We start from the raw sequence: 23,781 nt of genomic DNA, 5'->3' as shown, positions 1-23,781 counted from the left end.
TTTTTCACACTTGAACTTTTGACAATTGTTGCTTTTTATATTGAAAAATACCTTGATGCTCATTTAACCATTCTTTATCTTGCTTAAATACTTCATTTAATTTTTGTAGCTGTTTTTTAACTTCCTCTGGTGCTGGGCCACCACTTGTATTCTTTGATTCAACATTATGTATCGGATCTAAAGCCTTTTGAATGCCTTCTTTTGATAAAATGATTTCTCTACCTAATACTAATTTTGAAATATCCTTAACGATCTCAGAATTTATTTTAGAAACCGGAATTTTTTTATCTATCATTTCACTTACTAGGTACCCTATAACCTGATGCGCTTCTCTAAATGATATATTTGCCTCGCGAACGATTGTATTAGCAAGCTCAGTAACTGTTGAAAAGTTCTCTAATGAGCGAATAAACATTTTTTCTTCATTAAATTTTAATGTCTTAATTGTCACTGTCATAAGGTGAAGACAAGAATCTACCTCATAGAAAGCATCCCAAAGATATTTAAAACTTTCAGTGGCATCACGACTATGTCCATAAGAAGTGTTCTTTAAACAACTAGTTGCTGATACTAAGGCTGCAATTACATGTCCTGATTTTGCCTTGATATGCTCTAATGTAATTGGGTTTTTCTTCTGTGGCATGATGCTGCTGCTAGCAGCTACCGAATCCCCTACTTCAACAATTCCAAATTCATCAGTAGACCATATGTATAGGTCATGACTAAAACGACTTAAGTTGTTCATTAATATATTCATAGCTGAAAGTGCTTCTAAAACGTAATCTCTAGAAGCCACACCATCAATTGAGTTAGCCATTGCGTTGTTAAATCCTAGTAGTTGTGAAGTTTCACTGCGGTCAATATTAAAAGATGTTGATGCCATTGCTCCGGCACCTAATGGGGAGATGTTGGTCTGGTTGAAGGATTGAATAAATCGTTTATAGTCTCGTTCTAATGCAGAAAGAATAGCCGACAGATAATGAGCAAGTGTTACTGGCTCTGCTGGTTGCATATGAGTATAACCTGTCAAAACCGTATAAAGCGTGTTTTCGGCTATTTTAATAATTTCTTCTCGAAGCTTAATGATCTGTTCACAAATGTTCAAAAGACTCTCTCTGCTGTTCATCCTTGCCAAGGTGGCATATAAATCATTTCTACTTCGGCCGGTATGAAGTTGACCACCAACCTCGACACCTACTATCTTTATGAGAGCAGCTTCTATATTAAAATATAATTCCTCTAATTTAGGGTCTAATTCTAAACTAGAGGCACCCTTTTGACTTATCTCATCAAGCGCCTCCATAATTTTCTGCCCATCTTCACGCGTAACAATTCCATTGGAAATTAACATTAATAAATGCCCTTTATTAATATCCATAATATTAGTAAAGGATCTCTTCTGCTCAGCCTCTAAAGCTGGCAAAAGAAGATAATTAATAACTTCTTCTGAAAGATCTACCTTTAAACGCTCTCTCATGACAAAAATCACTCCTTTTGTTAGTTACGTAAGAAATAATTTAATTTCAGAAGAGATAGACAACTCATTCTGAACTAAATAGCAACTTGCATCTGTCTCCTCTAAAAATACTGGTACTTAACATAACAGGGGTTCCCTGTGGTGTCATTAATAGCTTTGTTATTTTTAGAGCCGGTTGATTTTGTTTCACTTCTAATACTTTTGCCTCAAAAGAATCTAGCAGCACAGGCTCAATAGAGTTCTTATATTTTGTCATTATGATTCCATATTTTTCAGTTATTAGATCAACAAGTCTTCCTTCGAGATTATTATCAAGCAAGTCTGGAACAAGCCCCACAGGGATATAAGAATTCTCAATTGCAGCAGGCTCTTCATTAAAAAATCTTAAACGAATGATTTCATATACTTTTTCATGACCTTTTAAATTAAGTACTTTTAATTTCCCAGAGGTACCTTCTATAGCTTTTATACTAATTGGAGTGTGTTTTGTTCCTAGTTCTTCTGGATAAGAGAAGGTAATAAAGTTCCCCTCAAATTTTGGCTTGGAAACAAAGGTACCAACCCCTTTTTTTCTTGTTAAAATACCTTCATTAACCAATTCCAAAATAGCTTGCCGCATTGTGGATCTACTGACCTTGAAATTTTTTGCTAAATCTACCTCATTCGGAATTTTATCGCCACTTTTCCAGTTACCATTTTCGATTTTTTCCCTTATTAACTCCTTTATTTGGTAATATAATGGAATGCCACTTTGCTCGTTAATCAAATCATTCATCTTAATTCCTCTTTATTCAAATTTTGTTTTTTATTTCTCCGTTTATTATCTTATTAACATATCTAAACTAACTGCACTATTAAAAATTTTGAATGAATTGAAAAATAGGTAGTAAGACTTATGGTTAACGACCAATATAAATTTGCTGTATGTACGTATGTTCATATGTCTGTACATATTGATATTATAAATTATAATTTTTCGAAAAACAATTAAAATTTAGAATTTTTTTATATTTTTTGGTTTTTTAAATATATGACTGGCAGCTCTAAATTTCTAACCCTATAGAATGATCAAAATAAACTTTAGAGAAGCTGAAAGGTTTTTGGAAATCATTGATCTTTTGAAGAAAGTCTAAAAAGGACATAATATTCAATAAATTCCTGCTAATGGAGTAACAAAAAAGCCCAATTTCTCATTAATCCTGAGAAATTGGGCTTTTTTGTGCAAAATAATGCTTGAAACAAGTGCAAAATAACTCCTAAATTGACAACAGTACTAGGAAAATAGTGTCAAAACTTTTAAGTTATGATTCGATATAGGTGGCTGTACTTCGCTGGTGGCAGAATTGTTCCTTTATTAAACCAATTATGTCTTATTACTGATTAAAACCAAAAAAATGGACTGCTGAAACAGTCCATCGTTGTTCAATTCTTGCTCCCGATTACGGAAGATTATTTATAATTTTCTTATTGAAGATAAGCCCACGTTAGAGGAACCTTTGTTGCTCCTAATGCCGCTCGTTCTATAACCATTTCCACGGATAAAATGGTAGATAGCATTGATCTTGGCTTTGTAGCAATCTTTTGAGCAAACCAATGGTGAAGTAACAGATATTATTCAAAAGGTTGAGAATAAAAGTTATTTGGAGGAACTATTAAATTACAAAGATCAGACTGGTATCCCACATCAAAAGACGGCAGCCCTAAACTGGATGAAAGGGTTAGGTATTCAAGCGAATCAAGAGCAAATAGCGATTGTTTCTGGTGCTCAAAATGCCTTGTCTATTGCCATGGCTGCTTTGTTTGAGCCTGGTAACAAAATTGCGACCGACTTATACACATATTCAAACTTTATCGAATTAGCAAAAATGTTCCAAATTCAGTTGGTGCCTATTCCTGGAGACCAGTTTGGTATGTCACCAGACGAACTTGCAAAGCAGTGCAGCCAACTAAATATTCACGGTATTTTTCTAATGCCTTCTTGCTGTAATCCTACTACAGTTATGATTCCAGAATTTCGAAAAAAAGAATTAGCTGAGGTCATCCGTAAGCATCGATTAATTTTGATTGAGGATGATATACATGCTTTTCTAACGGCAGGTATTATCTCTGATTACCAGCAGCCAATGTTCAATTTACTTCCAGAACAGAGCGTTTATATTTGTGGTACCTCTAAGTCAATATGTTCAGGATTAAGAGTTGCCTATATGGTCTTTGGAGATGCATTACGTGAGAAAATTTTAAGGGCTATTTTTAATATCAATGTAAAAACTTCTTCTTTAGATGGAGAGGTTATCACAGAGCTCATCTTATCGGGTAAGGCTCATGAAATTGTGTCTCAAAAGAAACAGCTTGCACAAACTGCAAATAATATATATTTTGAGTATTTCCTCTATGAAAGAATGTTGGACATCCTCTTAGTTTTTATCGTTGGCTTCCCATTCAAGGGCATAACGATGCATTGCAGTTGGAAACAGATTTAAAGGAGCATGGAATTCGAGTTTTTCATTCCGATCGTTTTCTAAGCGGGCAGACCACCCCTGAAAAGTATTTGCGTAAAGCTCTTTCTTCTACAAACTCATTAGACGAGTTAAAAATAGGATTAAAAATATTAAAACAGTATCTTAACTAATGGATAAATTATTTAACATAAACACCCAAAAATAAAAAGCTTGAAGAAATCAAGCTTTCAGTTTGTCGACAAAAGACGGTTTGAATGGTCTCATTCTTACCCTCTTTTAAATTTTACAGTGCATTTGATGTAATAATAGCGAATAGTGGCGCTATCCTGTTCTAGATTAGCGCCCGATCGTAGGAACAACAAAGGTGTCTGCGGTACAAATGCTACCAACATCAATATGATTCAGTTATTTGTTGTTTATAATACCAACCCTTTAGACAAAAATATCCAAAGGAGCAAACCATCGTCCATAGAAGAAGACTCTTAGGCATCAAGATTAATTACAATGATTCCCATCACATGCCTGGCCATCAATATCTATTTGAATAGTGGTATGTTCAAGATGAAAGTTATCTTGCAGGACCCTTGTAACCTCCGTTACTATATCCTGATAACCGGTACCTGGTTCCACTACAACGTGACAGCTTAATGCTGGAAAGTCCGATGTTATGGACCATATATGCAAGTCATGGACATTGTTCACGCCGCTTACCGTGAGTAAAGCATTTTTTACTTCTTCAACTTTAATGTTATGAGGCGCACCTTCCATAAGAATATGGAATGAATCCCTTGTTACACGAAAACCACTAACAATAATAAGGATAGCGACCAATACACTTGCAATCGGATCAGCTAAGCTCCAGCCAAAAAACATGATTAATAATGCTGCCACAATGGCTCCTATTGAGCCTAATAAATCACCTAGAACATGGAGAAAGGCACTTCTAACATTTAAGTTATCATCTTTATCGCCTCTCATCAGAATAAAGGCGGCTGCAATATTAACGACCAAACCAATAAAGGAAACAATAAGCATTCCCCCGCTTATGACTTCAGGGGGGGAAAGAATTCTTTTGTAAGCTTCCCAAAAAATATAAATAGAAATAGCGATTAACGTGATTCCATTTATAAAGGCTGCAAGAATCTCAAACCTCTTGTACCCAAAGGTTTTTGAAAGGGAAGCTTCTTTTTCACCAAATGTTAAGGCAAGGAAACTAAGTCCCAATGCAGCCGCGTCACTAAGCATATGGCCGGCATCTGAGATTAAGGCGAGGCTATTGGTAAGTATTCCGCCAATTACCTCTACGATCATAAAGGTTGCAATGATAATAAATGAGAGTTTTAATGCTTTTTTGTTTTTACTTCCGTGGTGATGATGTCCATGATCATGACTGTGATTGTGTGAATGTCCCATTAAGGTCACTCCCTTATATGAATATATGCTCATATATATTATTTATTAATTTTCATAAATGTTCAATGATTTTTTTATTATTTTTCAAAAAAATAATTGAATACGCACACTTCACATTCTGTAAGAGAGAATATGTCCAGAGGAGAAAGGTTTTGTGTGGTGAATGATGGAGAAAGGACTCCCTATACAAATTCTGAAACCATTTTATAGTCTCTTCTTCAGATCCTTTGTATAGAGCAAAGTGTTTCTCTCATTATTTCTAATCACTAAAAATTAGAAGACGTAAGGTTATGAGGGTTTGCAACATGACGAATATTTCAAAAGAGGGGTGAAATAATAAGTTAAAAAATGGAGGAAGATCGTGAATGGAAATTGAACATAATACTAAACTAACCGCTGCAGAAGTATCACAATTATGGGCAGCCTATATGAATAGCAGCATGTGTAAATGTTTATTTACTTCCTTCTTAACAAAGATGGAAGATACCGAAATACGTGCCATTCTTTCGCACGGGTTAGAACTATCTGAGACACACTTGCAAAAATTGACCACTATCTTTCAAAAAGAAAATTACCCTGTCCCATATGGTTTTGTAGTGGAAGAAGATGTTAATACTTCCGCCCCTAGACTGTTTTCCGATAGCTTTATGTTGTATTTCAGCTATAACATGGGGATAATCGCTTTAAGCTTTTATGCAGTCGCCAAGGCATTTTCTGTACGTTCAGATATTGATAGTTACTTCTCTGAATGTGTTCATGAACTTAGTGAATTTGATACGATGACTAAAAATCTGTTGCTATCAAAAGGATTATACATACGTTCTCCTTATTTAAATCCTCCAAAGGAAGTGAATTTCATAAAAAGTCAAAGGTTTTTGGCTGGATGGTTTGGTGAAAAAAGACCATTGTCTGCAATGGAAATTACACACCTTTTCACCAATCTACAAAGAAACGCACTAGGAAGAGCGACAATGATGGGATTCAGCCAAGTGGCTCAATCCAAGGAAGTAGGTCAATTTATGGTAAGAGGGAGGGATATCGCTTTTAAACATACTGAAATTTTCGGATCAGTGTTAGAGGAAAATTATTTGTCAGCACCAATGACTTGGGATACAGAGGTAACCGATTCAAAAGGCGCTCCATTTTCAGATAAAATGATGATGTTTATGACGACAGCGTTAATTGGTTTAGGTATAGGATTTTATGGAACGAGTATGGCAACCAGTACGAGAAGGGATTTATCTGCTCATTACGTTCGTCTATCTGCTGAAATTGCAAAATACGCAGAAGACGGCGCAAACATTATGATAAAAAACGGCTGGTTAGAAGAACCGCCACTTTCAGAAGACCGAGACAAATTGGCAAATAACTAGGGTGTCTGTAAAAGTGACGACAAGACTCTTCAATTATAGAGTGAAATAATTATTTAGCACGTTACTTTAGAAGTCTATTTGAGCAGGAAGCCCTTCTTCAAATCTCCAGATTGTTAAGAAAGGGCAATTTTTTTTATATCTAATTATTTCTTTAACAAAGGTTCATACAACTTATTCATGTCTATAGAAATACATGAAAATTGCGGAGAACTGAGCTTGTCTCCTAAACCATAGCTAGCATGAAGGACATAGTGTTGTTTCTCTAAAACAAGCTGGTCAATTATATGATGGACAGGATCAACAATCCAATATTCTTTGATGCCAAAGCGTTCATATAGTTCTTTCTTTAAAATTTTGTCTTTCTTGCTTGTGCTTGGAGATAAAATTTCTACAAGCAAATCGGGTGGTCCTTCTATTCTCTGGTTTTGAATGATATCGTGATTCTCATTTGAAATGTAAATGACGTCAGGCTGAACGGTGTTTTCTTCGTCTAAATGTACATCCATTGGAGCGACAACCACTGTGCTACTTGGGTAACAGGTACTGTAGATTCTGTTCAATAGTTGTGTGACGAGAACTTGGTGGTTAAATGTAGGAGATGGTTTTAAATCATAGCGGACACCATTGATGATCTCATAACGTTCTTCAATGAGAGGTTGTAATCTAGCTTCTTCATATTCTTCAGTATGTTCTTTTACCTTTTCAACTTGCTTTAAGCGCTTGTTTTCTCCCAATATTCTCACCCCTTCCTAAGATCAACTATATTATATCTGACAGAAATTCATAGAACAATAAATTGGAAACATAAAGAAACTTTATGTACTCTGGATCGTATAGAAACGATGCAAATTATTCTGAGACGGTACAAATATTCGGATAACGATGCAAATAGTCTTGTGACGGTGCAAATATTCGGAAAACGACATGCAGCGTTTTTCTAGAGCTTTATCCCTAGGAGATAAAGAGTTCTATTGCTGTGTATCATAGCTCAGCAATGACTGTAATGGAATTATGAGTAGATTTATAATAAGGATATTTCATTATCATGCATATTTGCTTATACTAAATTTAATAGAATTTAAGTTTCATTTCTTAGTATTATGCGGAAGAGATTGATAGCATTTCAAATATCCGGCGAAGAATTCCAGTCAATATAAAAGTTTGAGGAATTTGCAGCGCCTATTAACCAAAATTGAAAGAGGGGCCAATTTGTGAGGAAGAAATATAGACAGCCAAGATTGCTTACACAAATCATTGGGTTAGTTTCAATTGTGGTTGTTTTAACGGTCTTATCTGTAAGCGTTATCTTTTCTTCGATGATAGGAGATATAACAGAAAAATCACTTGGCAACCAAGCGATGACAGTAGCAAAGATGGCTGCTCAAAAGGAAGAGATTATCGAGGCGTTTGATGATCCAAATCCTTCTTTGATCATCCAGCCGATTGCAGAAGAGATTCGTAAATCAACTGGTGCCGGCTATGTCGTGATTGGAAATAAACAAGATATTCGATATTCCCATCATATTGTTGAACATATTGGCGGCATTATGGGGACAAGCAACCGTGAAGTGTTTGAAGAGGGAGCTTCTATTATATATGAAGGAACTGGGATTTCAGGTGAGGCAATCAAAGCAAAAACACCAATTTATGATGCGGAAGGAAAAATTATTGGTGTTTCATCTGTTGGGTTTTTAACCACCGAAGAGGAGAAAAGAGGAAATGAGTATCGCTTAAAATTATTTCAATCTTCAATATTTATCATTCTAATAGGCTTTTCTGGAGCTATTCTTATTGCAAGAAGAGTAAAAAAACTAATCTTTAACCTGGAGCCTGAAGAGATTTCATTTTTATTTAAAGAAAAAGAAGCAACGATTGAATCCATTCGTGACGCAACGGTTGCCGTCAATAAACAATATGAAGTAACTTCTATGAATAAGAGAGCACGAGAACTGTTAAGAGATGATCAAATCGAAACGGGAGGAAAAATTGTTAACACCCGCCTAATCAAGATGATTGAGTCAATTATTCAGACAAGAAAAAGTCTAATCAATCAAAAATTTCTATTTGGGCATCAGCTTTATACGGTTGATGCATCACCAATTTTGTTAAAGGAACAGACAAGCGGAGCTGTATTGACGATTAGACCTGCATCCGAAATTGAAGGTATAAAAGATGAACTGTCAGAAATAAAAAGTATTTCTGATAATATAAGGGCCCAAAATCATGAATATTTAAATAGGCTTAACACGATCTATGGACTGATCACCCTAGAGCAGTATGAAGAAGCAAGAGAACTTATTTCTGACGAGGTAAGAGAGCGCCAGGATATCGTCGTTTTCTTAACAGCTTCAGTGAAAGACCCTTTCATTGCCGCTTGCCTGCTAGGGAAGATTAACCGATCTAAAGAACTAAAGGTACAGTTTGATATAGAGAAAGACAGCAAATTAGAGCAAATTCCCCTTTCTTTAAATACAAAACTACTCGTAACTGTACTTGGGAATGTCATAGATAATGCAATGGAGGCAGCTAGCAGGGCAAAAGGGGATAATGCGCAAGTAAAAGTGTCTTTTACTGACTTAGGAAGCGACATTATTTTTGATATAGAAGATAATGGAAATGGTGTTCCGGAGGAATGGCAGAAAAAGATTTTTACAGAAGGATTTACTACAAAGGATGGGGAGAATCATGGTCTTGGACTTGCAATTGTGAAAAATACAATAGACCTGCTTCACGGGGAGATTTATATCACCACTAGTGATTCAGGTGGCGCACGATTCACAATTTCGATACCTAAGAGGTGAAGGGGGAGCCTTATGTCAAAACAATTTATTCAAGTGATGATTATTGAAGATGATGAAACAGCTGCAAAAATATATGAAAAATTCACGCAAAAGGTAGAGGGATTTCAAGTTGTAGCTACTACCAGTTCTGGAAAACAGGCATTAGAGCTGTTTAATGTATTTACCCCGGATCTTATCTTGCTGGATGTGTTTCTTCCTGATATGAAAGGAACTGATCTATTATGGGAGATTAGAAAAAAATTCAGGGGTGTGGACGTCATTATGATTACCGCTGCAAACGATGTTGATACGGTAAGAGAGGCTATTAGGGGAGGTGCTTTCAGTTACTTGATGAAGCCGATCATGCTGGATAAGTTCCTGGAAACACTTGAACAATATAAAGAAGCCAGGACGAAATTATTTAGTTTAAAAACAGTACAACAAGATGATGTGAACAGCTTTTTCGGAATAAAAAACCGTGAAGAACCAATTTTGGGCGAGGATAAAACAGGTACATTGCCAAAAGGGATTGATAAGCATACGTTAAAGAAAATAAGACAGCAAATGAAAGAAACAGCTGTCAGCACAAATGCAGATGAATTGGCAAAAATCATTGGCGCCAGCCACTCTACCGTTAGGCGATATCTCGAATATTTAGTCTCCAATAATGAATTAGAAGTAGAAATAATGTACGGAACAATTGGCAGGCCTGAGCGAAGATATCGTAGAAAGTAAAGGCTCTATGCAAAAAATAAATAGACAAGGCAAGGGGAAAAGAAAATCCGGAAGGTAGTTTGCTGCCCTCCGGTTTTCTTTAGGTGGCTACTTTTTTGATGAAAGAGCCATCCATTCATCAATGACAAACGACTTGATGCTGTCGTTTGATGTGTTAATCGAAAAATAGTCAATGATTTTATCATTAGCAGAAAGGAGGTGCTTGTTGACTGTTTTTATTTGTTCTTCTGACGTAGTTGTACGTCTGACCCATTCTGGATAATCAAAAGTTTTTTTGCGGGCTTCAGCTTTTAACAAAGTAAAACCAGCTTCTTCGAACCATACTGTCCATTCATTTATAGAGCAGCTGCGGTTATGGCTGTCATCACGGAGTTTTTCCAGACGATTAACGAAATCATCTAATTCCTTGTCCTGAGGAGCAATGTTATCAATTAGTAAAAATTTCCCTCCGGGTTTTAAAACTCTTGCCGCTTCTTTTACAAATTTGTCAGGGTGAGGGAAATGGTGTGGTGCAATTCTGCAAGTAACAGCATCAAACGTATTGTCTAAAAACGGCAGTAACTCTGCATCTGCAATCACATAAGAAATGTTTGACTGTGACTTTTCTAGATGCCGCTTAGCCGCCTGAAGCATTTGATACGTTAAATCGGTCGCGAAAACCTGAGCTGCATGAGGAGCTATTGCTTTAACCACATGTCCGCCGCCTGTTGCGATATCGAGTACGATCGCCTCGGAATGAAGGGTCAACCATTCAGGAAGAAGACTCAGATCGGATCCTTTAGAATGGGTGCTGCTTGTTACATATTTTTCGGAATTTTTTCCAAACTGTTCTTGCACTTTCTGTTTGATTGGTTCGGATTGTTCTTTCATCTGTTCCATTCTCCTTTTTAAATACAAAGTACTTTGAACCAAACGGGCCATCAACTAGGGGTATCTTCATCTGAGATCGTTAAGATTGAGATAAAAAAAGCGTAAGGCGTTAGTCCTTCGGTGACAAGCATTCGGGTGAGCCGGCTGAATTAACCTTCTCGGGTGGATTGGCATGGACCTCAGGCGGGCTAAGTGCTGCAGCTGGCTAATAACAGCTCTATTTAATATATTATACTTTAATTAACTTAAACTCTTTCCTTATAAAAAAGAGAAGAGGACCACCTCTTCCCTCCTGAATTAAGGAATTCATTCGTTAGCTGAATATGGAAAGTTATTTTTGCATGTTAAGAGATTCGAGAATTTCTTGAATTAAAACTTCCTGCTCTTTTAAGAATTTTTTGAACTCATCAGAGTTTTTATAACCGTCTTCCCAGCCATTTGATTTAAGAACCTCTTGCCATTCAGGTGTTTTTGTCATTTCTGTTAACGTTTCATTCCAGTATTTCACAGCATACTCAGGCATGTCTTTTGGACCGAAAAGGCCGCGCCAAATGGTAAACTCCGCATCAATTCCCGCTTCTTTATATGTCGGAATGTCAGCAAAGTCTCCTTCTAATCGTTCAGTAGAAGAAACACCAAGCACACGTATCTTACCTGCCTTTAAATATTCTCCAGTACCCGAAATATCAGTGGCAAGAACATCAGCACTTCCTCCAATTAGGGCTGTCATAGCCTCTCCGCCGCCATCATAGGAGACATATTTAATTTTAGTTGCATCAACACCCGCTTTTACTGCTGGAAGCATGGCAACGAGGTGGTCCTGGGAACCAGGAGCTGAACCGCCGGCTAACGTAAGCATTCCAGGGTCTTTCTTTAAATCATCAAATAGTGATTTTAAATCTTTATATTTAGAGTCAGCTGGAACAACAATTGCACCATAATCCTTTGTTAATTGCGCTAAAGGTGTTAAGTCTTTATAAGAATGCGGGCTGTTTCCTTCTTTTTTCAAGTTGTTGATAAGTAATGGAACTGAAGGAAGGATTAAACGGTAAGGGTCTTTAGGATCTTGGCTAATAAAATCAGCAATTCCAACAGATTGTCCGCCTCCGGGTTTGTTTTCAACGGTCATGGATTCTTTCATTAATTCTGTTTCGCTTAATACTTTAGTTAAAGCGCGAGCAGTTGTATCAAGGCCGCCGCCTGCACCCGATGGAGCATTAATAGTGAAAGGTTTTTCTGGGAAAGAACTCCCCTCTTTGCTATCACCGCTTGTCTTTGACGATGAATCAGAATTTCCACAAGCTGCAAGGCTGAGTGCCAGTACACCGCTGGCAAAAACCATTCCCCATTTTTTTAAATTTATAGAACTCATCATTTTCCCCCTCTATATATGATAACGCTTACATTTTGAATTGTAGCACCCTTACAAAAATGAGAATAGTTTTTGAACATTTATCTAATAAATTCAAATATCTCTTATTTTTTTCATATTTTTCGCGGGTACTGCGTGAAACATATGAAAAAAACTTAAAAAAATACAAACTATTAAAGTTATAGATAATAAACTTCTAATAAAAGTAAAATTCTGATAGCTTGTAAGAAAGCGGTTACATATTTCTTAGAGATCAAAAAATAATGGGGGGCAGATGAATTGAGTAAAACATTTGATCGTTATGCAGGTATCTTATTTCTATTAATCGGAGCTTTTTTTATTTTTGAAAGCCGGAAGATTTCAGATAGTTCCTATGGCAGTAATGTAGGGCCTGATATTTTTCCTATAGGGCTTGGGATTGTTTTAATTTTATTAAGTATCCGCCTATTATTTGAAACAATGAAATACAGGAAGGAAGGGAAAAAAGAAAGTAAACTAGATTACAAGCGATTTTTAGTGATTTTCGTTGCTGCCCTTCTTTATGTTCTTCTTCTTGAACCACTAGGCTATATCATGACTACATTTCTATTTTTAATCATTGGGTTTCAAGTGATAGAACGAGGTAGATGGTTAAAATCAATTGTTATTGCAGCCGTTTTTTCTTTCGGAGTTTACTATTTATTTGTTGAAATATTGCAGGGGTCCTTACCAGGATTCCCAATCTGATAGAATGAGGAGGTGTATACATGGAAGCATTGCAATTTCTTGGAGAGGGATTTCGTGTTGCTATGCAATGGGAGAATTTATTATTCGCTTTTTTCGGTGTGTTGATTGGGACAGCTGTCGGTGTGCTGCCAGGAATTGGTCCGATGAGCGGAGTTGCCCTTTTAATACCGATAACTGCCACACTTACATCAGGCCTTGATCCGCAAAGCGCGGCAGCCAGTTCCATTATTTTACTTGCAGGTGTTTATTATGGAGCGATGTATGGCGGCTCTACAACTTCTATATTATTAAATACACCAGGAGAGTCCTCCTCGGTTGTTACTGCCCTTGATGGTTATCAGATGGCCAGACAAGGAAGAGCAGGTCCTGCTCTATCTATCGCAGCTATTGGATCTTTCGTTGCCGGAATTGTTGCCTTATTAGGATTGACTTTGCTTGCCGAGCCATTATCAGAACTGGCTCTCTCATTCGGTCCGCCCGAGTATTTCTCTTTAATGCTGCTTGGACTATGTGCAGTAAGCGGATTGGCTGGAAAATCCATTACAAAAGCGCTGATTATGACCGTCATCGGATTATTGCTCGCAACGATCGGCATGGATACTGTATCGGGTGTATCACGCTTTACGTATGATTTTGCTTATTTATACTCAGGAATTGAATTTTTGACTGTAGCTGTGGGGTTGTTTGCACTTGGAGAAGTGTTTCGGACTATCATTGATAAAGATCATGATGATGGCAGCATTATGAAGGTTGGCCGGATTTTGCCGACAAAACAAGATATGAAGGACAGCACAAAACCAATTATCAGGGGTTCATTGTTGGGCTTTTTTATAGGGGTGCTGCCAGGAGCCGGAGCTACGCTCGCTTCTTTCTTTTCGTATATTACTGAAAAGAAAGTAAGTAAAAATCCTGGCCAATTTGGAAAAGGTGCAATTGCGGGAGTGGCTGCGCCTGAGTCTGCCAATAATGCTGCATCAGGGGGAGCGATGATCCCTTTATTGACAATGGGTATCCCTGGATCTGGCACAACAGCTATTTTGATGGGTGCTTTAATTATGTATAATGTTCAGCCAGGCCCGCTTCTTTTTGATGACCATCCGGAAGTGGCATGGGGCCTCATCGCCAGTATGTTTATCGGAAATGTGATGTTACTCGTCCTAAATATGCCGCTTGTTAAGGTTTTTGCGAAGGTAATTCAAACACCTGCTAAATATTTGCTGCCAATTATTATTGCGATTTCGATATTCGGTGTGTACGCCGTACAATTTAATACATTTGATTTAGTGCTGCTGATTGCTTGCGGTGTGCTCGGCTACCTTTTATCAAAGCATGACTATCCTGTTGCTCCGCTTGTTCTCGCTCTTGTTCTTGGACCAATGATTGAGAACAATATGCGTCGGGCGCTAACTTCTTCAAATGGTGATTTTACAGTGTTTGTTACAAGCCCAATTTCTCTTCTCTTTTTACTATTCGGACTTTTGTGGATCCTAATCCCGCTGATTTTAAAATGGACAGGTCGGAAAGTGATTGTTAATGAAGAGGAATAAATATAATGAAGAAGTGGCCAAATAAATAGAAGGATTGGAGGACAGATAGTTTGTCTGGGTGACAAACCATATTTTGTCCTCCTTTTTTAACAGAAAGAAGGAAGGGTTTATGGCAATTTTCTATCAAATTTTACTCAATATCATCCTTCCATTATTCCTATTGATAGGGATTGGGGTAGTATTGCAGAGGTCTCTAAAGCTTGATTTATCAACTCTGTCGGCAATTACAATGAATCTTTTACTGCCTGCTGTCTGCTTTGTCAATATTTATGAAAGCGACTTGTCTGGACCACTCGTTGGACAAACACTTTTATATTTAATGTTATTCAATGTATTACTCATCGGGATTAGCATCCTGATTGCAAAATCGAACAAGTTTGATCGCAAGCTGTCAGCAACCTTTAATAATAGTTTTGTTCTAAGCAATTCAGGCAATTATGGCCTTCCAGTTAGTGAACTTGTATTTGCTGCTAATCCAGCGGGCATATCCATACAGATTATCGTTTCTATTTTTCAGAATCTACTTACCTATACATATGGTTTCTACAACTCTGTGTCTACTAAAAGCAACGGCTTGTCAGTCTTTCGGAAAATGATGAAGCTTCCTGTCATTTACGCGCTATTACTAGCCTTACCGCTCCGATGGCTGCATGTTGATATTCCCGATTTTTTATGGAAGCCGATTGAGAATACATCCAACGCCTTTTTAGCAGTCGCGCTTGTAACACTAGGAGCACAGGTTGCTTTTTTGAAAGTTACCAGTCTTTCCAGACCGATCATATGGATTGTGATTGGGAGGCTGATGATATCTCCTATTGTCGCTTTTCTGATCATATCCATGCTTGGATTATCGGGCATAACTGCGCAGGCATTATTCATTGCCAGCTCATTCCCCTCATCAAGAAACAGCGCCCTACTTGCACTTGAATATGATAATTATCCGGAATATGCCTCTCAAGCTGTGCTCTTGACTACTATTCTTAGCAGCTTTACCGTTGCTGTTGTCGTTTATTTATCAAGAGTTCTTTTCAATTAAAGCAAATAGAATTTTCCGATACCTAAGTTCATTCACATTATTTCATTACATATCTGGTTGAACATTTTATTATGATACTAATATATTTATACAAAAATAGAGGTGCACAAACTATTAAATGATTTTGATTCGGTAGTTGATTTATGGGAAAGAACAATATGTATTGAATCATAGAGGAGTCAAGCAAGTTCAGTAATTAAGAAGAAGGACATACAAGTAAGTGAAAAAAATAATTGAGAAACGCTCATTTAAACAGCTAATAAGTAAGCTGGAAATGAGCGTTTTAAATTTTAATTCAAGATAACGATTTCTAATGAAAAAATGGGAAAGCTAGAATATAATAAATGATAATGATTATCATTGTTAAATTCTTTCTTGCAGAGTAAGAAATGGGGAAAGGAGTGACAGAATTGATACACAATCAGAAAAACCAGCAGGAACAATTAGACGATGAAACAATGTGGAATGATTTATTTTATCAAGTTATGGAGATTAATCGAGTCAAAGTTAATGAAGTGCCCTCAAGACTTACGAATTCATTTGAACTAATTATAGTAAAAGAAGGAAAGGCACTTATGAAGCTTGAACAAGAACGCTTTTTCTTACAAGCTCAAGATATTTGTGTTGTCCATCCGTCCCAAGTGTATAGTATTCAAGCGAAGTACGATGAGTATATTGAATATACTTTATGTAAGTTTGATGTTATTTCAAAAGATGGAGGATTTGCTTCGTTACAAGACAATCATCCTTTTCCGTTAAAGGGTAAGCAGACAGTTGGGCAGTTTCCAGCAATATTAGATGTTACTGAAGCACTATATAGATTAAAAAGCAGTGTGGAAAGCTTAGGGCTTTTTCACAAGCGAATTTTATTTGAACAGCTTATTTATTTGATCGTAAAAAATAAAAAAACACCTGTTGAGAAGGATACGCTGAAGGCTATTGAGGAGACAAGGTTATTTCTAGAAAATCATTTCTATGAAAACTTATCCGTTGATATGCTAGCTTCAAAGGCTGAAATCAGTCCGAAATATTTCTCGGAATTATTTAAAAAAGAGTATGGCATTAGTGTAAGCAATTATTTAACGAGGTTAAGAGTAAATAAAGCAAAGTTTCTTTTAGTAAAGAGTGAAGACAAGATACGTGATATTGCGAGCCATGTTGGATATAGCGATGAGTTTTATTTAAGCCGTAAGTTTAAACAGACTGTAGGAATTTCCCCTTCAATGTATCGAAAAAAGAGAAAGAAAAAAGTTGCGGCTTATGATCTTTCAACAACTGGCCATTTACTAGCGTTAAATATTTGTCCCTATGCTGCACCCATTCATCCGAAATGGACATCCCATTATTATCAAAATCATCGACATGAGATTCCAGTACATTTAAGTGCCTTTCAAATTAATAAGGATTGGAAGGTGAATATTGAAACACTTTTAAGGAATCCGCCAGATCTTATTATTAGTAAAGATGGAGTAACTGAAAAAGAGAGGAAACTATTGTCGCAAATTGCTCCTGTCTTTTATTATTCACAAGCACTTAATTGGCGAGAACAGCTTCTTTTGATTGCCCAACACTTAGGTGAAGAGCAAGAGGCGGAGGAATGGCTGCAAACTTATGAAAGATATGCAGTATATACTCGAAATCAATTAAAAAAGCAAGTTGGAAAGGAAACGTTTTTACCTTTACGGTTTTATCGCGGTACACTTTACTTTGACCATTCCTCTACGATCATGGAAGTGTTTTTTGGTGATTTACAAATGAACGCTGAACTATTTAATGATTATAAACCACATAAACAGGCGATTTCTCTTGCTGAATTAGCTGATTTTAATCCTGATCGATTGCTGTTAAATATATGTCAGGAATCGAAGACGATAGAGAGCTGGGAGTCTCTTCAAAACCGTGCGATTTGGAACGACTTGAAAGCTGTCCGCTATCATCATGTTTACAAAAGTTCTTCAGATCCATGGAGGGAGTATTCTGCAAGTGCTCACGAACGTGTCTTAAAGGAAACGTTAACGCTATTTGGAGATTGTTCAAAAGTCTAAAAAAATACAAACTACCGCTCACTTTTTCCATCTTTGTTAAACATGCAGCTATAGAAATATAGATAACAAGTTATGCTTTTTAAATTCTAATAGTCTATTAGCTCTGGTTTTTTATTTGAGTCATGGATCAAAGTTTTTTCCTAAGTTCTTTCCGGAGATCGTCCATATAAATTCCGGAAATTGTACATGGACCCGACAAAGAGTGTGGTTTATCATTGATAATGATAATTGATATCAATTAACAATTCGGTGAGAGGAGTTTTTCAGCCATTATGAAAAAGAAATATCCTGGTTTAGGCCTTATTGCTTTACTAATTCTATTATTGGCAGCGTGCGGTGATAAAAATGAAGCTACTGAACCAGTAAATGCAACCGCAGCAGAAGAGAATACGACAGAAAACAATTCGGTGGAGGAGAAAAAAGAAGATACTACAAATGAACCAAGAAGCATCAATTACCTCGGTCAAGATTATGCGGTTCCTGCAAAGACAGAAAAAATTGTGATCACCGGCAGTCTTGAAGCAATGGAGGATGCGCTTGTACTTGGAGTCGAACCGGTTGGCGGTATTACCATAGGAGGAGAGTTTCCAGATATGTTTGCGGAAATCACAGATTCCACAGAATCAATTGGAGAAAAAGCACAGCCCAATATGGAAACCATACTGAAACTTAAACCGGATGTCATCTTGGGCACCACAAAATTCCCAGCGGATGTTAGCGACAAATTAGTTAAATTCGCTCCAACAATCCCGATTTCCACTATTTCAACGGATTGGGAAGAAAACTTGCGCCTTTTGGCAGAGTTAACAGGAAAACAGGAAAAAGCGGAACAAGTTTTACAAAAGTATAAGGATGATGCCGCGGCAGCGAAGGAGCAATTAAGTGAGCAATTAAGAGATAAGAAGGTTGTCATCGTTCGAATTAGAGGCGGAAATATTATGATTTATCGTGATGATGTATTCTTCAATCCTTCGCTATACAAAGATTTGGGACTGACAGTACCAGAACAAGTCAAAGCTGCGAAAACGCAGGAAATGATCTCACTGGAAAAATTCAGTGAAATAAATCCTGATTACCTCTTTGTACAGTTCTCTGTGGATGAGAATAAGGATCAGCCTAAAGCTTTAGAGGAGCTGCAAACCAACCCAATTTGGCAAAGTATCAAGGCGGTGAATAATGATAAAGTGTTCGTCAATGTTGTTGATCCTCTCGCGCAAGGCGGTACAGCATGGAGTAAGATTAACTTCCTTGAAGCAGCTGTTGAGAAGCTGTCCAATGAATAAAATAAAGAGAGAAAAATGATATGCGAAAAAAAATTCCTTTGCCGACCTTTATATTATGGCTCTCGCCCCTTGTCATTGTGTTCACCATTCTTTCCTCCATTCTTTATGGAGCAAAAGATATCGGTTGGAGTACGGTTTGGGGTGCATTTTTTCATTTTGATTCTGGAAATGTAGATCATCAAATTGTGATGTATTCCCGCCTGCCAAGGGTAATCGGAGCGATTCTAATTGGAGCATTTCTGGCCATATCGGGAGCGATTATGCAGGGGATGACAAGAAACTATCTTGCATCCCCTTCTATTATGGGGGTTTCTGACGGATCGGTTCTTGCCATTACTTTTTGCATGATTTTTATTCCAAATGCTTCTTCTTTGGATATGATCATCTATTCCCTTATTGGTTCAGCAATCGCTGTAGGCATCGTCTTTGGATTTGCGTCACTATTACCCAATGGAATGTCCCCAGTTCGAATGGCTATTATTGGAACTATTATTGGAACGTTTTTGAGTAGCATTTCAGCAGCCATGGCTACCTATTATCAAGTTTCACAGAATATTAGTTTTTGGTATAATGCCCGACTGCATCAGATGGATCCAAACCTAATCAAACTAGCCTTTCCTTTTGCACTTGTGGGGGTTGCTATGGCTCTATTTATTTCAAGGTCAGTTACGATTCTTTCATTGGGCAACGAAATTTCCGTAAGCTTGGGGCAAAGAACCGTCCTAATAAAAGTGGTTGCTACCACTAGTGTTGTCATATTAACCGGTATTTCTGTTGCTTTGGCCGGTAATATCGGTTTCGTAGGGTTGATTATTCCCCATATTACCCGGTTTCTGGTCGGTTTTGATTATCGTTGGATTATTCCTTGCTCTGGCGTACTTGGAGCCATCTTTTTAGCCCTATCCGATATCTTTAGCAGATTTTTAAATTATCCATTCGAGACACCAATCGGGGTTGTCACCGCGTTAATCGGTGTTCCGTTCTTCCTCTATTTAATCCGAAAGAGAGGAGGGTTGAAACATGCCTAAAGACTCGGTAAGGCGGTTTTGGTTGGTGTTAACCGCCAGTTTTGTGATGACCTTGGCGGCAATTTATGTCAGTCTAACGAATGGGGCATTTGACATTGCGGTGATGGATGTGTTGAGGACTCTTTTTCGAATCGACCCAGTCCCGGATTATGATTTAATCATATTTGAGTTTCGACTGCCCCGCATTGTGATTGCGGCATTAGTCGGTTTTGGTCTAGGTGTTGCAGGAGCTGTACTTCAAGGGATAACCAGAAATGGACTCGCTGAACCAGGGATTTTAGGAATAAATGCAGGGGCAGGGACGGCTATTGTTCTTTTTATGTTCTTTTTTCAGGGTCAAATAACTGGAAGCGGATGGTTGTCTATTTTGGCGATGCCTATCTTTGGAATGATTGGTGGTTTAGGAGCTGCTGCTTTGATTTATCTTTTTGCTTGGAGAAATGGTAGATTGGATCCCCAGAGTCTTATTCTGGTCGGAATTGCCATAGGATCTGGATTCGGAGCCTTGTCTCTATATGTTTCACTAAAAATGAATCCGCAGGACTTTGAAATGGCGACGGTATGGTTCACAGGAAGCATTTGGAACGCAAACTGGGAATATATCCTATCCATGCTGCCTTGGCTTGTCATTTTAGTTCCTATCATTATAAGAAAATCGTATATTCTTGATATATTTCAATTAGGGGAGGAAAGTGCTACAGGTCTGGGAGTATCAACAGAAAGGGAAAAAAATGTAATGCTTTTATGCAGTATCGGAATCGTAAGTGCGTGCGTTTCGGTATCCGGAAGCATTGGATTTGTTGGTCTAATAGCGCCTCACATCGGCAAGCGTCTAGTCGGCATTCATCACAACCGGGTCATTCCCGTTAGTGGAACCATTGGCATGCTTCTTGTCATTATTGCCGATTTTATTGCCAAAACTGTCTTCTCTCCGGTCGAACTACCTGTTGGGATTGTCATTTCTATCATTGGTGTACCTTACTTTATCTATTTATTGTTTAAAGCCAAAGTGTAGGAAGAAAGTTTAGGAGGGGATAACGAATGAGTATTTTAAGTTTAAGTAATCGTACGTTTGTAAGACGGCTCCAAAAATTAGATGAAAAGGGAAAGGAGGGAGAATAGATAATGGAAGAAATATCATTATCTTGTCCGTTTACGATTGCGGGGACTGAACAGCATCAGATTGTTTCTAAAACGAATCGAGAATATCGAATCTTTGTTTCAAAGCCAAGTGAGGATCCACCGCCATCTGGTTATCCGGTGATTTATTTGTTAGATGGTAATTCCATATTCGGAACGGTCGTGGAAGCAGTCAGAATTCAATCGAGGAGACCTGAGAAAACAGGAGTTGTACCGGCTGTTGTTGTCGGAATTGGTTATCCGACAGAGGTCCCTTTTTCTTCTGAACGTTTTTACGATTATACAATGGCACAAGCAGACGAGTCATTGCCCTTAAAGCCTGATGGCACAGCATGGCCTGAACAAGGTGGAGCTAGGGAGTTCTTAGCTTTTATAGAAGAAGAACTAAAGCCGAAGATTCACCGGACCTATAAGACAGATCCAAATAAGCAAACGATCTTCGGTCATTCACTTGGTGGATTATTTGTATTGTATACCCTTTTCTCGAACCATGCTTCTTTCCAAACATATATCGCAGGAAGCCCTTCGATCCATTGGAATGAGCGGAGCATTCTTGAGAAAGAAAAAACATTTATCAATCGACTCGAAAGAGATGAAATTCACGCCAATCTGTTAATAGGAATTGGTGAATTAGAGAAAGAACATAAAATTTTCAAAATCGGAGAACATGCCAAAAAAATGTCAGAGCGACTTTCTACCTATAAAAATCAAGGGTTGAATGTAAAATTCATTCAATTTGAGGAAGAAGGTCATACATCTGTCCTGCCGCCTCTTATTAATAAATCTTTACGCTTTTCCTTGCAATCACATACCGAATCGATTGGGAAATAGTACTTAGAACTATGAACCTGTCTTTGGTATTGTAGTTGGATTGGCTTTTGGGATAGCTTATAGGCTGTCAGGGTCATTGCTTGTAGTAATCATGATTTATAGCTTATGGAATATTATCTTTAGCTGATGGAAATAAATGATTAAGCCAAAGTAAAGTAAAAAAGTGCAAATTGAATATAGGATATTAACTTAATATAAATATAGAGAGGTGTTTGAAAAATTAAATATTGATGCTTTCAGCTAGCGTACTGCTAGCTGAGTGTAGGGTATTTCAATAGATATCAAATCCAAAGAAGGTACCACTGTAAAAGGCGAGTAAATCCCCACCAAATATTATAGTGCTATCTGTCAATTATGAACTTTCTAATAGTATTGAGTGTTAAACCAGCATTTTGTAATGTATTTTTAAACGCTGCATTGATGCTGTCGCCAAAATGATATTCATTTAAGACATCTGTATCTTTTAGCATATTTCCAGTTAAAATACATAGAACCGATTCTTCTTTGTCAATCAGCTGCTGAGACACTAAGCTGCGAAGCCCTGCAATCGTTGCAGCTGAAGCAGGCTCACAACCAATCCCACTTCTATCAATAACTGCTTTTGCGTCAAGAATTTCTTCATCTGGTACGGATATTGTTATCCCATTTGTTCCCTTTAACGTTTGCAGTGCCTTTTTCCAGCTAGGGGGATGACCAATATTCAACGCGGAAGCCCGAGTATAGGGAAAAGGTTCAGGAATCAGCTCCTCTTTCTCTTCAGCTACCAACTTATGAAAGGGGCTTGCCCCCTCTGCTTGTACGATTGCCACTCGCGGCATTTTATCAATAAATCCAAGTGTAAATAAATCTTGTAGCCCTTTACCTAAAGCTGTTGCATTACTTAAAGCGCCCCCAGGTACGATGATCCAATCAGGCAATTCCCAGTTCAAATATTGCGCCGCTTCATAAATAATACTTTTTTGCCCTTCAATTCTAAATGGGTTGATTGAATTGCATACATATAATCCTAGATCGCTGCTATATTTCTCTAAAAACTGAATGCCATGGTCATAGGTTCCTCCAAAACTAAAGACCTTTGCCCCATAGGCTAATGTCTGCAAAACTTTATTTATCGAAATATCTTTATCTGGAACGAAAACATAAGAGTCAGCATTAGCGATTGAAGCATACATCGCTAAAGAAGATGAAGTGTTACCAGTTGAAGTGCAAGTGAATTTCTTATACCTCAACGATTTTCCATGAGAAACGGCGACAGTCATGCCATTATCCTTAAAGGAACCGCTCGGATTCTCACTTTGTGCCTTTACCCACACTTGTCTAACACCCGTGTACTTTTGTATGGATGCTGAAGAGTATAACCCTGTATTCCCTTCATATTTTGTGACAATATCCTCGTCAGGCAGCTCTGGAAAAATTAATTCTTTATATCTCCAAACCCCGCTGGCATAAGGTGTCATCCGTTCAGAAAGTCGTTTGTGAAATAATTGTTTCAATAAATCAGCATCGTATTCCCTGAAATCATGGACGATATCAAACAATCCTCCACATGTACAATGATAATCAAATTCGCCCTTTGACAATTCTTTCCCGCAGTCGATGCAAACAAGCTTCATAATTATAGCCGTCCTCTCATTGGAAAAATTAAGTTGAAGATTAGTATTTGTAA

General features: G+C 37.6%; 19 protein-coding genes and 1 pseudogene. 13 read left to right on the top strand and 7 right to left on the bottom strand.

What is annotated here, in order from left to right:
• Positions 1–4 precede the first annotated feature (4 nt).
• Entirely contained in the window at positions 5–1,477 is a 1,473-nt protein-coding gene (gene argH, locus IC621_RS21790; RefSeq protein WP_191161421.1) for an argininosuccinate lyase, read from the bottom strand.
• Between the two features lie 64 nt (positions 1,478–1,541).
• Complete coding sequence (locus IC621_RS21785; RefSeq protein WP_191161419.1) at positions 1,542–2,252, bottom strand: GntR family transcriptional regulator; 711 nt, start codon at positions 2,250–2,252, stop codon at positions 1,542–1,544.
• 714 nt (positions 2,253–2,966) lie between these two features.
• Between IC621_RS21785 and IC621_RS21780 the strand changes: the two are divergent.
• Positions 2,967–4,106, top strand: a pseudogene (locus IC621_RS21780) (aminotransferase-like domain-containing protein); the annotation flags it as partial.
• A gap of 325 nt (positions 4,107–4,431) precedes the next feature.
• Here IC621_RS21780 and IC621_RS21775 read toward each other — a convergent pair.
• Positions 4,432–5,349 (bottom strand): cation diffusion facilitator family transporter, encoded by a 918-nt coding sequence (locus tag IC621_RS21775; RefSeq protein ID WP_191161417.1) that lies wholly within the window; start codon positions 5,347–5,349, stop codon positions 4,432–4,434.
• Between the two features lie 365 nt (positions 5,350–5,714).
• Here IC621_RS21775 and IC621_RS21770 point away from each other — a divergent pair, with 365 nt between their 5' ends.
• Entirely contained in the window at positions 5,715–6,722 is a 1,008-nt protein-coding gene (locus IC621_RS21770; protein WP_191161415.1) for a DUF3231 family protein, read from the top strand.
• A 143-nt stretch (positions 6,723–6,865) separates the two neighbouring features.
• Here the strand turns inward: IC621_RS21770 and IC621_RS21765 are convergent, their stop codons facing one another.
• The gene (locus IC621_RS21765) at positions 6,866–7,456 is read right to left on the bottom strand and encodes a Uma2 family endonuclease (protein WP_191161414.1); all 591 of its coding nucleotides are present in this window, start codon (positions 7,454–7,456) and stop codon (positions 6,866–6,868) included.
• 477 nt (positions 7,457–7,933) lie between these two features.
• On the opposite strand from IC621_RS21765, the gene IC621_RS21760 reads away from it, so the two are divergent.
• Together IC621_RS21760 and IC621_RS21755 are read left to right on the top strand one after the other, a co-directional pair.
• Positions 7,934–9,523 carry a sensor histidine kinase gene (locus IC621_RS21760; RefSeq protein ID WP_318153106.1) on the top strand — a complete coding sequence of 530 codons (1,590 nt, stop codon included), beginning with the start codon at positions 7,934–7,936 and terminating at the stop codon, positions 9,521–9,523.
• A gap of 12 nt (positions 9,524–9,535) precedes the next feature.
• Positions 9,536–10,237, top strand: coding sequence for a response regulator (locus IC621_RS21755; RefSeq protein ID WP_191161412.1), 702 nt, complete (start codon positions 9,536–9,538; stop codon positions 10,235–10,237).
• Positions 10,238–10,324: 87 nt separating this feature from the next.
• Here the strand turns inward: IC621_RS21755 and IC621_RS21750 are convergent, their stop codons facing one another.
• Both IC621_RS21750 and IC621_RS21745 read right to left on the bottom strand, forming a co-directional pair.
• A complete protein-coding gene (locus tag IC621_RS21750; protein WP_191161410.1) occupies positions 10,325–11,107 on the bottom strand; it encodes a class I SAM-dependent methyltransferase in 783 nt (260 codons plus the stop codon).
• Positions 11,108–11,438: 331 nt separating this feature from the next.
• The gene (locus IC621_RS21745) at positions 11,439–12,482 is read right to left on the bottom strand and encodes a tripartite tricarboxylate transporter substrate binding protein (RefSeq protein WP_191161408.1); all 1,044 of its coding nucleotides are present in this window, start codon (positions 12,480–12,482) and stop codon (positions 11,439–11,441) included.
• Between the two features lie 276 nt (positions 12,483–12,758).
• On the opposite strand from IC621_RS21745, the gene IC621_RS21740 reads away from it, so the two are divergent.
• From IC621_RS21740 to IC621_RS27260, 9 genes are all read left to right on the top strand, one after another.
• The gene (locus IC621_RS21740; protein WP_191161406.1) at positions 12,759–13,205 is read left to right on the top strand and encodes a tripartite tricarboxylate transporter TctB family protein; all 447 of its coding nucleotides are present in this window, start codon (positions 12,759–12,761) and stop codon (positions 13,203–13,205) included.
• Positions 13,206–13,225: 20 nt separating this feature from the next.
• On the top strand, positions 13,226–14,752 hold the full coding sequence (locus tag IC621_RS21735; protein WP_191161404.1) for a tripartite tricarboxylate transporter permease: 1,527 nt from the start codon (positions 13,226–13,228) through the stop codon (positions 14,750–14,752).
• Between the two features lie 109 nt (positions 14,753–14,861).
• The gene (locus tag IC621_RS21730) at positions 14,862–15,788 is read left to right on the top strand and encodes an AEC family transporter (RefSeq protein ID WP_191161401.1); all 927 of its coding nucleotides are present in this window, start codon (positions 14,862–14,864) and stop codon (positions 15,786–15,788) included.
• Positions 15,789–16,198: 410 nt separating this feature from the next.
• Positions 16,199–17,833, top strand: a complete 1,635-nt coding sequence (locus IC621_RS21725) for an ABC transporter substrate-binding protein (protein ID WP_191161399.1) — start codon at positions 16,199–16,201, stop codon at positions 17,831–17,833.
• Between the two features lie 272 nt (positions 17,834–18,105).
• Positions 18,106–19,116 carry an ABC transporter substrate-binding protein gene (locus IC621_RS21720; protein ID WP_191161397.1) on the top strand — a complete coding sequence of 337 codons (1,011 nt, stop codon included), beginning with the start codon at positions 18,106–18,108 and terminating at the stop codon, positions 19,114–19,116.
• A gap of 20 nt (positions 19,117–19,136) precedes the next feature.
• Positions 19,137–20,144: a FecCD family ABC transporter permease gene (locus IC621_RS21715; RefSeq protein WP_191161394.1), complete on the top strand. Its 1,008-nt coding sequence runs from the start codon at positions 19,137–19,139 to the stop codon at positions 20,142–20,144.
• Complete coding sequence (locus IC621_RS21710; RefSeq protein WP_191161392.1) at positions 20,137–21,159, top strand: FecCD family ABC transporter permease; 1,023 nt, start codon at positions 20,137–20,139, stop codon at positions 21,157–21,159. Before IC621_RS21715 ends, IC621_RS21710 begins: the two co-directional genes overlap by 8 nt.
• A gap of 110 nt (positions 21,160–21,269) precedes the next feature.
• Complete coding sequence (locus IC621_RS21705; RefSeq protein WP_191161390.1) at positions 21,270–22,115, top strand: alpha/beta hydrolase; 846 nt, start codon at positions 21,270–21,272, stop codon at positions 22,113–22,115.
• Between the two features lie 28 nt (positions 22,116–22,143).
• Positions 22,144–22,242 carry a hypothetical protein gene (locus IC621_RS27260; RefSeq protein ID WP_396653100.1) on the top strand — a complete coding sequence of 33 codons (99 nt, stop codon included), beginning with the start codon at positions 22,144–22,146 and terminating at the stop codon, positions 22,240–22,242.
• A 214-nt stretch (positions 22,243–22,456) separates the two neighbouring features.
• On the opposite strand, the gene thrC is transcribed toward IC621_RS27260, so the two are convergent.
• The gene (thrC, locus tag IC621_RS21700; RefSeq protein WP_191161388.1) at positions 22,457–23,728 is read right to left on the bottom strand and encodes a threonine synthase; all 1,272 of its coding nucleotides are present in this window, start codon (positions 23,726–23,728) and stop codon (positions 22,457–22,459) included.
• Between the last annotated feature and the right edge of the window lie 53 nt (positions 23,729–23,781).

Source organism: Metabacillus arenae, assembly GCF_014773385.1.
Taxonomy (GTDB): domain Bacteria; phylum Bacillota; class Bacilli; order Bacillales; family Bacillaceae; genus Metabacillus_D; species Metabacillus_D arenae.
The sequence above is the reverse complement of the archived record's forward strand: the minus strand, read 5'-3'. Positions and strand labels throughout refer to the sequence as shown.

What these genes read in the sequence shown, in the direction of transcription:
- argH (WP_191161421.1), bottom strand. Translation starts at nt 1,477, where the DNA reads ATGAGAGAGCGTTTAAAGGTAGATCTTTCAGAAGAAGTTATTAATTAT.
- IC621_RS21785 (WP_191161419.1), bottom strand. Translation starts at nt 2,252, where the DNA reads ATGAATGATTTGATTAACGAGCAAAGTGGCATTCCATTATATTACCAA.
- IC621_RS21775 (WP_191161417.1), bottom strand. Translation starts at nt 5,349, where the DNA reads ATGGGACATTCACACAATCACAGTCATGATCATGGACATCATCACCAC.
- IC621_RS21770 (WP_191161415.1), top strand. Translation starts at nt 5,715, where the DNA reads ATGGAAATTGAACATAATACTAAACTAACCGCTGCAGAAGTATCACAA.
- IC621_RS21755 (WP_191161412.1), top strand. Translation starts at nt 9,536, where the DNA reads ATGTCAAAACAATTTATTCAAGTGATGATTATTGAAGATGATGAAACA.
- IC621_RS21750 (WP_191161410.1), bottom strand. Translation starts at nt 11,107, where the DNA reads ATGAAAGAACAATCCGAACCAATCAAACAGAAAGTGCAAGAACAGTTT.
- IC621_RS21745 (WP_191161408.1), bottom strand. Translation starts at nt 12,482, where the DNA reads ATGATGAGTTCTATAAATTTAAAAAAATGGGGAATGGTTTTTGCCAGC.
- IC621_RS21735 (WP_191161404.1), top strand. Translation starts at nt 13,226, where the DNA reads ATGGAAGCATTGCAATTTCTTGGAGAGGGATTTCGTGTTGCTATGCAA.
- IC621_RS21730 (WP_191161401.1), top strand. Translation starts at nt 14,862, where the DNA reads ATGGCAATTTTCTATCAAATTTTACTCAATATCATCCTTCCATTATTC.
- IC621_RS21720 (WP_191161397.1), top strand. Translation starts at nt 18,106, where the DNA reads ATGAAAAAGAAATATCCTGGTTTAGGCCTTATTGCTTTACTAATTCTA.
- IC621_RS21715 (WP_191161394.1), top strand. Translation starts at nt 19,137, where the DNA reads ATGCGAAAAAAAATTCCTTTGCCGACCTTTATATTATGGCTCTCGCCC.
- IC621_RS21710 (WP_191161392.1), top strand. Translation starts at nt 20,137, where the DNA reads ATGCCTAAAGACTCGGTAAGGCGGTTTTGGTTGGTGTTAACCGCCAGT.
- IC621_RS21705 (WP_191161390.1), top strand. Translation starts at nt 21,270, where the DNA reads ATGGAAGAAATATCATTATCTTGTCCGTTTACGATTGCGGGGACTGAA.
- thrC (WP_191161388.1), bottom strand. Translation starts at nt 23,728, where the DNA reads ATGAAGCTTGTTTGCATCGACTGCGGGAAAGAATTGTCAAAGGGCGAA.